Source organism: Hyalangium sp., assembly GCF_035629615.1.
GTDB lineage: Bacteria > Myxococcota > Myxococcia > Myxococcales > Myxococcaceae > Hyalangium.
The window spans coordinates 1-11,988 of sequence record NZ_DASPHO010000346.1; the positions used below are offsets into that span (position 1 = coordinate 1).

At 68.9% G+C, this 11,988-nt stretch carries 8 protein-coding genes; 6 read left to right on the top strand and 2 right to left on the bottom strand.

Going from position 1 to position 11,988, the window contains the following annotated elements:
- Positions 1-167: 167 nt before the first annotated feature.
- A complete protein-coding gene (hflX, locus tag VD972_RS17545) occupies positions 168-1,820 on the bottom strand; it encodes a GTPase HflX (protein WP_324988488.1) in 1,653 nt (550 codons plus the stop codon).
- Between the two features lie 124 nt (positions 1,821-1,944).
- Here hflX and proB point away from each other — a divergent pair, with 124 nt between their 5' ends.
- A complete protein-coding gene (proB, locus tag VD972_RS17550) occupies positions 1,945-3,072 on the top strand; it encodes a glutamate 5-kinase (protein ID WP_324988490.1) in 1,128 nt (375 codons plus the stop codon).
- Between the two features lie 93 nt (positions 3,073-3,165).
- On the opposite strand, the gene VD972_RS17555 is transcribed toward proB, so the two are convergent.
- Positions 3,166-3,633 (bottom strand): hypothetical protein, encoded by a 468-nt coding sequence (locus VD972_RS17555; protein WP_324988491.1) that lies wholly within the window; start codon positions 3,631-3,633, stop codon positions 3,166-3,168.
- Positions 3,634-3,909: 276 nt separating this feature from the next.
- On the opposite strand from VD972_RS17555, the gene VD972_RS17560 reads away from it, so the two are divergent.
- From VD972_RS17560 to acnA, 5 genes are all read left to right on the top strand, one after another.
- Positions 3,910-4,929, top strand: a complete 1,020-nt coding sequence (locus tag VD972_RS17560) for a WYL domain-containing protein (RefSeq protein ID WP_324988493.1) — start codon at positions 3,910-3,912, stop codon at positions 4,927-4,929.
- The gene (locus VD972_RS17565) at positions 4,926-5,849 is read left to right on the top strand and encodes a WYL domain-containing protein (protein WP_324988495.1); all 924 of its coding nucleotides are present in this window, start codon (positions 4,926-4,928) and stop codon (positions 5,847-5,849) included. The genes VD972_RS17560 and VD972_RS17565 overlap by 4 nt, the downstream gene beginning before the upstream one ends.
- Positions 5,850-5,856: 7 nt before the next feature.
- Positions 5,857-7,491: an FHA domain-containing protein gene (locus tag VD972_RS17570; protein WP_324988497.1), complete on the top strand. Its 1,635-nt coding sequence runs from the start codon at positions 5,857-5,859 to the stop codon at positions 7,489-7,491.
- Positions 7,492-7,687: 196 nt separating this feature from the next.
- Complete coding sequence (gene clsB / locus VD972_RS17575; protein ID WP_414654078.1) at positions 7,688-8,902, top strand: cardiolipin synthase ClsB; 1,215 nt, start codon at positions 7,688-7,690, stop codon at positions 8,900-8,902.
- Between the two features lie 156 nt (positions 8,903-9,058).
- Positions 9,059-11,791: an aconitate hydratase AcnA gene (acnA, locus tag VD972_RS17580; protein ID WP_324988501.1), complete on the top strand. Its 2,733-nt coding sequence runs from the start codon at positions 9,059-9,061 to the stop codon at positions 11,789-11,791.
- Positions 11,792-11,988: the final 197 nt, after the last annotated feature.

Below are 11,988 nucleotides of genomic sequence, written 5' to 3' on the forward strand. Positions count from 1 at the left end.
TTGACGTACGTGCATGGAGTGGCCGATGACATCGATCTTCCCCGCGCACGAGCGCGACAGGGCCTGGTTGATCGCGTCCTTCACCGGGACGAGCTCCGAGCCGTCATGATCGTTGCAGGCTGCGCACGTCTTGGAGCCCCAGCTTGGCCGGGAGATCTCCGCTGCGCCTACAAGGCGCCGAGGGCCTCGGAGGCGCCCTCGGCGAACAGGGTGGTGTCGGCCTTGGTGAGCAGGGCCGCGAGGCCCTCGCGCTTCTCCGCGCTGATGGCCACACCGCCGCGCGAGCGCAGCAGTGACTCCACGTCCTCGGTCGACATCATGTCCGCCTTGTTCCACACCATGAGGCGCGGCTTCTCCATCAGCCCCAGTGAGCCGAGGATGCCCTCCACCGCCTCCACCTGTTCGTCACGGGCCACGTCCGCCGCGTCCACCACGTGCAGCAGCAGGCTGGCGTCATACAGCTCCTCGAGCGTGGCGCGGAACGCGGCCACCAGATCCTTGGGCAGATCCCGGATGAAGCCCACCGTGTCGGTGATGATGACCTCACGCTCCCGTGGGAAGCGCAGGCGGCGGCTGGTGGGATCCAGCGTGGCGAAGAGCTTGTTCTCCGCCAGGACCTGCGCATTGGTGATGGCGTTGAGCAGCGTGGACTTGCCCGCGTTCGTGTAGCCCACGATGGAGATGACGGGCAGCTCGCGTCGGTTGCGCTGGGCCCGCCGCACGCTGCGCTCCCGCGAGATGGCGTCGATGCGCTTCTCCAGGTGGGTAATGCGCTCGCGCACCCGGCGGCGATCGATCTCAAGCTTCGTCTCACCGGGGCCGCGCCCGCCGATGCCACCCGCGAGCCGGCTGAGCGAGTCGTCGCTCTGCACCAGCCGCGGCAGCCGGTACTTCAGCTGCGCCAGCTCCACCTGCAGCTTGCCCTCCGAGCTCTGCGCACGCTGCGCGAAGATGTCGAGGATGAGCTGCGTGCGGTCCAGCACCTTCAGGCTGGTGGCCTCGGAGATGTGCCGACCCTGCGAGGGCGTCAGATCCTTGTCGAAGATGAGCAGGTCCACCATGGACTGCATGGAGCGCAGGTTCAGGTCCTCCAGCTTGCCGCGGCCGATGAGGTAGCGCGGGTCCGGGTCGCGGCGCACCTGGAGCACGCTGTCAAGCACCTCCACGCCCGCCGTGCGCGCCAGCTCCTTCAGCTCCGCCAGGCTCGCCTCGGCCCGGCCGCGGTTTCCATCCAGACACACCGCCACCAGGATGGCTCTCTCCCGCCCGCCCACCGCGCGCGCGGCCGCCTTCCGGTTGAGCTCCTCCTCCAATGCCTCCAGCGTGTCCACCAGATCCGGCTGGTCCGCGTGGACGCCGGGCAGCGTGGAGACGCGCCAGAACTCGTTCGCGCCGTTCTCCGGCACCAGGTGCGCGTAGTGCAGCACTCCGGGCAGACCCTCACGGCCCACGCCCACCGCCGCCACCAGGTCCAGGCGCAGCAGCGCGAGGTCCGTCAGGTCGTCCTTCGTCAGTGGCTCGCTCTTGAGGTGCGTGTGCACCAGCCGCAGGCCACGCAGACGCACCTGGCCCGCACGGGCCCGGCCGATGTCCGGCAGCTCAAGCTTGTGGGCATTGCCCACCACCACGTACTCGATCTCACCCTTGCGGTTGATGAGGACGCCGACCTGGCGGTTCGTCTCGCTCGACAGCTCGGTGAGGTGACGGGCGAGCTCTGGAGAGACGATCTCGTGGGGCGCCACGCGGCGGCGGTAGGTGTTGCGCAGGCGGTGCTGCTCGCTCGGCTTGAGGCCCAGGGTGTTGCCGTAGATTTCCTTCAAATCTTCTGTCTCCTCCCCCTCACTCTAAGGGCTCGCCGGTCCGGATTCACGGCTCCGGAGCCAAAAAGGGGGACAGGTGTGAACACACGCGCGGCGCGCTGGCTTCCAGCCTAATCTCCGGCCCGTGAGCACTTCGGGACGAGAGGCCGTACGCGCCGCCCGGCGCGTGGTGGTGAAGATTGGGACGAACGCGCTGACCAACGCCACCGGACGCTTCAACCGCGCCCACTTCGAGGCGCTGAGCGAGGATCTGCTCTGGGCTGCTCAAGGCCGCGAGCTGGTGGTGGTATCCAGCGGCGCCATTGCCCTGGGTGTGGAGCGGCTGGGGCTGCCCGCACGCCCCAAGGATATTCCCGGCAAGCAGGCCTGCGCAGCGGTAGGCCAGAGCCGCCTGATGCAGGCGTACGAGGATGCCTTCGGCAGGGCGGACAAGCGCGTGGCGCAGCTCCTCCTCACCCACGAGGACGTGCAGGACCGGCGGCGCTACCTCAACGTGAAGCACGTCCTGGAGAAGCTGCTCGAGGCGGGCGTGGTGCCCGTCATCAACGAGAACGACACCGTCTCCGTGGACGAGCTGAAGTTCGGCGACAACGACACCCTGGCGAGCCTGGTGACAGGCGTCGTCGAGGCCGACGTGCTCGTGGTGCTGTCCGATGTGGAGGGGCTCTTCACGGCCGACCCGCGCAAGGATCCCCAGGCGAAGCTGCTGGAGCAGGTGGACGCGGTGACGCCGGAGCTGCTCGCCCTGGCTGGCGGCAGTGGCAGCACCGTGGGCACCGGAGGCATGTCCACCAAGGTCCGCGCCGCCGCCCGCGTGGCCGAGCGCGGCATCCGCTGCGTCATCACCTCCGGGGCCGTGCCCGGCCGGCTACGAGCGGTGCTCCAGGGGCAGCCCATGGGGACACTCTTCGAGGCCGCCGAGAACCGCCGCAGCGCCCGCATGGCCTGGATCGCCCATGCCCTGCGGCCCAAGGGCCGCCTCGTCGTGGACGCGGGGGCGCGCGAGGCCATTGTCGGCAGCAAGCGCAGCCTGCTGCCCTCGGGCGTGAAGCAGGTGGAGGGAGACTTCGGCCGAGGCGATCCGGTGGACCTGGTGGACGAGCAGGGCACCATCTTCGCCCGCGGGCTCAGCGCCTATGAGGAGAGTGAGCTGCGCCGCATCGCCGGCCGCAAGAGCTCCGACATCGAGTCCATCCTCGGCTACCGGTACATTGACGAGGCCGTGCACCGTGACGATCTGGCGGTGCTCTAGGCCTCTGACGTGACAGATTGACGGGGGGCAGGGGAGCGCACGTACGCCCGCATGAATCCCAGGAGTGGGATCAGCCGTCCCAGCAGTGGGACGTCAAATGGGTCGGGGACCGCCACCGGTGGCGGTGTCGTCTGCCAGGTCCATGAGCGCCCGGAACTCGGGAGAGTCCACTCGCATCAGCAGCAGGGAGACCTCGAGCTCGCCGGGAGCCTTGCCCAGCTGCAGCTTGCGTTGCTGGCCGTGAAGCAGCGCCAGCTCCGAGTGACCGCGGAGCTCCGGCAGCGCCAGCTCCAGAGAGAGATGGTACATGTCTCCCTCGAGAATCGGCGTGAGCACCAGCTGGTAGTCCGGCTGGGTGGCGCCCGGCTTGCGGCGCTCGGCCCGGAGCGTTCGCCCCGTCTCACCCAGCAGCTTGGGCTGGGCTACCAGCCGCCCCTCGCGCCGCACCTCCAGCGCGAAGTAGAGCGGCTCGGCCTGCGCCGTGGCTGGGACGAGGGAAGTGGTGAGGCCCACCAACGCCAGCCCGACGAGCACACTTCTGAGAAGGGAGGTGCGGTTCACGGTGAGTCCTCGTCAAAGCAACCTTCGCGCCAATGCCGGCCCTGGGTGTAAGGAATAACCCAGACGCGGCCGGAGAGCGAGTCCCCCTTGCCCCACCACTGTCTGCTTGCTGGCTGTAGGCAAGTCGCCCACTTGGATTTACCTGCTTGCGTGTTCAGTCAGGTGTGGATATCCGATCCAGACCCACCTGCCTTGCACCCGCCGTCCAACCGACCGATGCCCATGCCCGCCTTGACCCCGCGTACCCGGATTCGCCATCGTCGCCGGCCTCCCGACATGGAACGCACGGAACGCCTCCTGGATCTGGTTGCCCTGCTGCTTGACGCGCGCGAGCCCATCTCGTGGGCCGAGCTGCGTGAGCACTTCCCCGCTGACTACGGAGGCATCTCGGACGATGCCGCCGAGCGCAAGTTCGAGCGCGACAAGGCGGAGCTGCTCGAGCTGGGCCTGCCGCTCACCTATATCCAGGGCGACGACGACCGGAAGGATGGGTACATCGTCGACCGCAGCGCGTACTACCTGCCCGAGGCGAACCTCACCAAGGAGGAGCTCGCCGTGCTGTATGCCGCGGGCAGCGCCGCGCTCGCCTCGGGGGCCTTCCCCGGGCGCGACGATCTGGCGCACGCGCTGCGCAAGATTGGCTTCTTCGCCGGGGACGCGCTGCCCTCGCCGCGCGTGCGCATGGAGGTGGGCTCCGCGCAGAGCGATCCCGAGCTCTCCGCCCGCCTGGAGCAGCTCTGGGAGGCCTGCGCCTCGCACAAGTGGGTGCAGATCTCCTATGGCTCGCCCAAGCGCGCCGAGGTGACGGACCGCAAGGTGGATCCGTACGGCCTGGCGCTGCGGCGCGGCGTCTGGACGGTCGTGGGCTACTGCCACCTGCGCCAGGGCCTGCGCACCTTCCATGTGCACCGCATCCGCGAGCTGAAGATGAACACCGCCCGGCCGCGCACGCCGGACTTCGAGGTGCCTGCCGGCTTCTCGCTGGACGCGTATGTGGCCTACTACCCGTGGCAGCACCGCTTCCACGAGCCCATGGAAGTCACGCTGCTGTTGCGCGGAGACGCCGCCCCGCGCGCCGCGAGCCTCTTCCCCGGCGCCACGGTCGAGCCGGCCGAGGATCGCGTCCGGGCCCGGCTGAGCGTGACGTACCTGGAGGGGCTGCTGCGCTTCTGCCTGGCGCTCGGGCCCGACTGCCGCGTGGAGTCTCCCGAGCCCGCCGTCACCCGCGTGCGTGAGATGGCCTCGCGCATCCTCGAGCGCCACGCCGCCACCGAAGAGAGGAAGGTGAGCGCATGAGCACTGTCCACGAGCGGCTTCGCCGCCTGCTGTTCCTCGTGCCCTACGTCTCCAAGCACCCCGGCGTGACGGTGGATGATCTGTCCAAGGCCCTCAACGTCAAGCGCGAGGACCTGCTGGAGGAACTGGACCTGCTCACCTGCGTGGGCCGGCCGCCCTTCAATCCGGACGACTATGTGGACATCTACGTGGACAATGATCGCGTCTACGTGGACCTGGACCAGCGCCTGTCCCGCCCGCCGCGCCTGACGGCCGGGGAGGCCGCGGGCCTGGCCGCCGCCGCGGAGCTCTTGCGCCCGGCCGCCGGGGATGCGCTCCAGAGCGCCGTGCAGAAGCTGGAGAAGATCCTCCCTGTCGGCGCGCGCGAGCGGTACCGGGAGATGTACCGGAAGATCGATGCCTCCTCGGAAGCTCCGCAGTCGCTGGGGCCGCTCACCCGCGCCATCCTCGAGCGCCGCGAGGTGATGTTCGACTACGCCAGCCCGGGCCGTCCCTCTGAGCCGCGGCGGGTGCGTCCCTATGAGCTGCTCAGCCACCGCGGGCAGTGGTACCTCCAGGGCTTCTGCCACACCCGGCAGGACGCGCGGCTGTTCCGCCTGGACCGGATGGAGGGCCTGGCCCTCACGGACACCTCCTTCCAGCCACCGGAGAACGCGCGCGCGGCGGTGCCCAACCCGGCCCGGACCGATGCAGGCGTCCGGGTGCGCTTCTCCAAGCTCGTGGCGCCCTATGTCACCGAGCGCTTCGGATCGGACGCTCGGCCGCTGCCCGACGGAGGCGTCGAGGTCCGGGTGGTGAGCGACTCCGAGCGCTGGCTGACGCAGTGGGTCTTGTCGTTTGGAGGCGAGGCCGAGGTGGTAGAACCCGCCTCCGCGCGCGCAGCCGTTGCCCGCGCCGCCCAAGCCTCGTTAGGATTCTAGGGATTCCATGGGCTTCCAGCTGAAGATCGCCGAGGGCAAGGACGCGGGCAAGGAGTTCGAGTTCGATCAGGACTCCGTGCTCATCGGGCGCACGCCTGAGTGCGACGTCGTGCTCTACGACGCCGGGGTGTCGCGCAAGCACTGCCGCATCTTCAATGAGGGCAACGCGATCCTCATTGAGGACATGGGCAGCTCCAATGGCACCAAGGTGAACGGGGCTTCCATTACCCGGAAGCAGGCGCTGGCGGACGGGGATCAGCTGACACTGGGGCCGGTGGTGTTCGTCTTCGGAGCCCTGGCGGAAGAGCTCGGAGAGGAGCCCAGCACCGACGGGGGAGCCGAGCCGGCCGAGCCGGCGACGGATGCCGGCAGCACGCGCATCGTCTCCAAGGACCAGGTGAAGCCGCGCGCGAAGAACAAGGGCGAGGTGCTGAAGCCCGAGGGCGCGGAGGCGGATCCGGAGAACCTGGACAAGATCCAGCGGTCCGCCACCCGGGCTCTGCCCGCGGTCCGCCCGAACCGCCCATCCACGGGCAACGTCCCTCGCACGAGCGGCTCTTCCTCCGCCGTGCCCCGCAGCTCTGGACCCTCCGCCGCCATCGAGCGCGCCGCGCCGTCCTCGCCCGCGCCTCGGCGCATGTCGGGCAGCAGCGGGGCGGTGGAGCGTGCGGCGCCGGGCAAGGCGGCAGGGCTGTCCGCCGCCGAGCGCGCTCGCATCAAGCGCGAGTCTCCGGGCGGCATCGCCCAGCTCAAGCTCTTCTGGCTCCAGGCCAGCGCGCAGGTGCGCCGAGCCATCCTGGCCGGCTGCGGGGTGCTGGTGCTCGGGCTCGTGGCCACGGCGTACTACTACGTGATCAGCCAGGACACGACCGGAGGGCCCGGTCGCGGGCCAGAGCCGATGGAGCTCAGCAACAAGGCCATCCCAGACTCGTTCGGCCTGGGTGAGGGCATTCGTTGGCCAAAGGCGGATCTGAAGAACTTCACCTGGGAGTACGCGGCCGCCACGCGCGCCGTCGTCATCCTGCACTTCCAGGCGCAGGGGATCTCCCAGGGCGAGGTGGTGGTGACGGTGAACGGCGTGGACGTGGGCCAGGTCCCCGCGGACACGCTGGCCAGCCGCGATCGCCCGCTGGAGATGATGATCCCGCCCAACCTGCTCAAGAAGGGCGAGGTCAACCGCATCGTCTTCGACAACACGAAGAACCCGCCCGCCGAGGACGAGTGGCGCATCTGGAACGTGCGAGTGGAGAAGGCGCTGCTGCCGGATCTTCCGCCGAATGAGCTGGTGGCGAAGGCCCGCGAGGCCTACTCGCGCGGCCGGCTGAACTTCGAGCGCATGGATGTGGGCGCGCGCAACCGCTACGAGGCGTGGAAGTCCTTCCGTGAGGCGTGGCTGCTGCTGGAGGCCCACCCCGAGCCCAAGCCGGATCTCTACTTCGAGTCGAGGGACCGGATGAAGGACGCGCAGCAGGAACTGGACAAGACGTGCGCCAAGCTGCTGCTGGAGACCGAGGGCTACTACAACCAGCGCAACTTCAAGAACGCCCGGGACACGCTGGATCACATCCGGGGGTACTTCCCGGAGTATGACCAGCCGTGTGCCACGCACGCCGAGAACAAGCGCGCGGAGTACGGGTTCTAGCCAGGCCGTCGGGCAGTCGACACCGTAGAGCGGCGCGCGGGGCCAGCGGGCCTGACGGCGGGTTGCCGGTCTGCCGGACCATCCGCACCCTACCCTTGCCATGTACGAGCAGGGGGTGGGGACCGAGCAGGCGGGGCTGGCGCGGATCGAAGAGCGATCGGCGCGGACGGAGTCAGGCTCCGAGTCAGGCTCCAACATCAAGGCGGCCCGGGGGAACTGCCCGATTCCCGCGCATGAGGTTGTCTGGAGCCCCACTGTCCCCAACCGGCTGCTGGCGCGCTTCTACCTGCCGCGCAGCCACTCTGTCCTCCAGGGGAACGCCTGCCAGCTGTTGAAGGACGGCGTGGAGGCGTACCCGGCCATGCTGCAGGCGATCCGCGGCGCGCGGCGCTATATCCGCCTCGAGACGTACATGTTCATCACCGACGCGGTGGGCGAGCTGTTCGGCCAGGCGCTGGCCGAGGCCGCCGAGCGCGGTGTCCACGTGAAGGTGCTCTATGACGCGGTGGGCTCGTGGACGAGCCGCCGCAGCTTCTTCGAGTCGCTGCGCCAGCGCGGGGTGGACATCCGCCCCTTCAAGCCCGTCAGCTTGAGCCGCGGGCTGCGCTACCTGCTGCGGCGCGATCACCGGAAGATCCTCGTGGTGGATGGGAAGGTGGCCTTCGTGGGCGGGGTGAACATCTCCGCGCACTGGGCGCCAGTGGGGCAGGGGGCGGGCTGGCGCGACGACGTGCTGCGGATTGAAGGCCCGGCGGTGCACGAGATCGAGCGCCGCTTCCTGGCCACCTGGCGCATGGCCTTCCAGGACGGGCTGGATCGTGTCCGCCACCGGCTGCACCGGCTGGAGCGGATGAGGCGGCCGGCACCGCCCCAGGGCAGCGTGTGTCTCACGGTGCTCTCCAGCCGCCGCAGCATCCACCGGGCCTACCTGCACGCCATTGCCCGCGCGCGGCGCAGCGTGCTGATCGCCGCGGCCTACTTCGTTCCGGATCGGCGCATGGTGGCGGTGCTGCGCGAGGCCGCCCAGCGCGGCGTGGAGGTGAGCCTGCTGCTCAATGGCCGCAGCGATCACCCCTTCCTGGAGCACTGCACGCGCGCCTTCTACGAGAAGCTGCTGGGCGCGGGCGTGCGAATCTTCGAGTGGCAGCGCGGCGTGCTGCACGCGAAGACGGCCGTGGTGGATGGAGTGTGGGGCACCCTGGGCTCGTTCAACCTGGAGCGGCTGAGCCTGGCCTTCAACCACGAGGTGAACGCCGTCTTCGCCGATCCGCAGCTGGGGCGGATGCTGGAGGACTCGTTCCGCAATGACTGCGGCAGCTGCCGCGAGGTGCGCCTGGAGGAGTTCCGTCGCCGGCCCCTCTGGCAGAAGCTCTTCGAGCGCATGGTGTACTTCTTCCGGAAGATCCTCTGAGCGAGTGTTGGGACAGAAAGTCCCAGGATATCAAATACTTGCACGCCTGGGAGGTTCATCGTCCGCCCCTCGACGCGAGCGCAGGAACTCTTTGCATGCCGCCCTGTGCGGGCTTAGAAAACCCGCGAATCGGTACGGGAAGGACGGCGAACGCACATGACGGACAGTTTCGGCACGAAGAGCCAGTTGAAGGTGGGCTCGGCGACGTACGAATTCTACAGCCTGGGCAAGCTGGCCAAGGCGAACGCGGCGGTGAATCGCCTGCCGCTCTCGCTGAAGGTGCTGCTGGAGAACCTGCTGCGTCACGAGGACGGGCGGGTGGTGAAGAAGGAGCACGTGGACAAGATGCTGGCGTGGGATCCGAAGGCCACGCCGGACACGGAGATCTCCTTCCACCCGGCGCGTGTGCTGCTGCAGGACTTCACGGGCGTGCCGGCGGTGGTGGACCTGGCGGCCATGCGTGAGGCGCTGGGGGCCATGGGCGGGGATGCGGCGAAGATCAACCCGCGCAACCCGGCCGACCTCGTCATCGACCACTCGGTGCAGGTGGACACGTTTGCCACCACGGCGGCGATGAAGGAGAACGCCGAGCTGGAGTTCGAGCGGAACCGGGAGCGCTACGCGTTCCTGCGCTGGGGCCAGACGGCGTTCAAGGGCTTCCGGGTGGTGCCGCCGGACATCGGCATCTGCCACCAGGTGAACCTGGAGTACCTGGCGCAGGTGACGTTCCGCAGTGGCAGCGTGGTGTTCCCGGACACGCTGGTGGGCACGGACAGCCACACGACGATGATCAACGGCATCGGCGTGGTGGGCTGGGGCGTGGGTGGCATCGAGGCCGAGGCCGCGCTGCTGGGCCAGCCGATCACCATGCTCATTCCGCAGGTGGTGGGCTTCAAGCTGACGGGCAAGCTGCCGGCGGGCGCCACGGCGACGGACCTGGTGCTCACCGTGACGCAGATGCTTCGCAAGAAGGGCGTGGTGGGCAAGTTCGTCGAGTTCTACGGCAGCGGGCTCAAGAGCCTGTCGCTGCCGGACCGGGCCACCATCGCCAACATGGCGCCCGAGTACGGTGCCACCATCGGCTTCTTCCCGGTGGATGAGGAGAGCCTGGCGTACCTGCGCTTCACCGGGCGTCCCGAGGAAGTGGTGGCACTCACCGAGGCGTACTGCAAGGAGCAGGGCCTGTTCCGCGTGGAGGGAGCTCCGGAACCGGTGTTCACCGACACGCTGGAGCTGGATCTCTCCACGGTGGTGCCGAGCCTGGCGGGCCCGAAGCGGCCGCAGGACCGCGTGCCCCTGAAGGAGATGAAGGGCGCGTACGAGAAGTCGCTGGGGGAGATGCTGTCGGCGGGCAAGAGCAAGGGCGAGGACGACGAGGGCGGCGGGAAGGCGAAGGCCCCCGCGGCGCCGGTGCCGCCTGAGCGGCTGCAGCAGACGGTGACGGTGACGCACGGCAACCAGAGCTACAAAGTCGGCCACGGCGCGGTGGTGATCGCCGCCATCACCTCGTGCACCAACACCTCCAACCCGGCGGTGCTGATCGGCGCGGGCCTGCTCGCGAAGAAGGCGGTGGAGCATGGGCTGGCGCCGAAGCCGTGGGTGAAGACGAGCCTGGCGCCGGGCAGCCGCGTGGTGACGGAGTACCTGAAGGAGGCGGGCCTGCTGCCGTACCTGGAGGGCGTGGGCTTCCACGTGGTGGGCTACGGGTGCACCACGTGCATCGGTAACTCGGGCCCGCTGCCGGAGCCGGTGGCCAACGCGGTGACGGAGGGCGACCTGGTGGTGGCGGCGGTGCTCTCGGGCAACCGCAACTTCGAGGGCCGCATCAACCCGCACGTGCGGATGAACTACCTGGCCTCGCCGCCGCTGGTGGTGGCGTACGCGCTGGCCGGGGACGTGAACCGGAACCTGGACACCGAGCCGGTGGGGCATGATCGCAACGGCAAGCCGGTGTTCCTGAAGGACATCTGGCCGACGAACGAGGAGATCAGCGAGCTCATCCGCTCGGCGGTGAAGCCGGACCAGTTCCGCCGGCAGTACTCGCACGCGATGGAGGGCGACACGCTCTGGCAGCAGCTCCAGGTGAGCAAGGGCAACACCTTCCAGTGGGATCCGAAGTCCACCTACGTGCGCAAGCCGCCCTTCTTCGAGAACCTGCCGAAGGAGCCGGGAGCGCTCAAGGACATCAACGGGGCGCGGGTGCTGGCGCTGCTGGGCGACTCGGTGACGACGGACCACATCTCCCCGGCGGGCAACATCGCGAAGAACAGCCCGGCGGCGAAGTACCTCATGGCCGAGGGCGTGGAGCCGAAGGACTTCAACTCGTACGGCGCGCGGCGCGGCAACCACGAGGTGATGGTGCGAGGCACGTTCGCGAACATCCGGCTGAAGAACCTGCTGGTGCCGGGAGTGGAGGGTGGCGTCACCGTCCACATCCCCACGCGCGAGCGGATGAGCATCTACGACGCGTCCATGAAGTACCAGCAGGAGGGAACGCCACTGGTGGTGCTGGCGGGGGCCGAGTACGGCACGGGCTCCAGCCGTGACTGGGCAGCCAAGGGCACGCAGCTGCTGGGCGTGAAGGCGGTGATCGCCAAGAGCTTCGAGCGCATCCACCGCTCCAACCTGGTGGGGATGGGCGTGGTGCCGCTGCAGTTCGAGGCCGGCCAGGACGCGCAGTCGCTGGGGCTCACGGGCCACGAGACGTTCACCATCATGGGCATCGCCGAGGGGCTGGCGCCGCAGAAGATGCTGACGGTGAAGGCCGATGGCGAGGGCGGCCCGAAGGAGTTCAAGGCGCTGTGCCGCATCGACACGCCGAACGAGCTCGACTACTACCGCCACGGCGGGATTCTCCAATTCGTACTGCGCCAGCTGGCCAAGGCGTAGTACGCCGAGCGGGAGTGTGACAGGCGGCCCGGTGCGCCCTTCGAGGGACACCGGGCCGTTGTGTTTCTGGATCTACCTGCGAAAGGGACGCGAGCCGCGGTGGTCTGTCCACCATTGCTGCCACCGGTCAATGGCGGCGCGTTGGCGGCGGATGGGCCAGTCCGGCTCGAAGCCGATGGCCTGCTTGGAGTGGATGC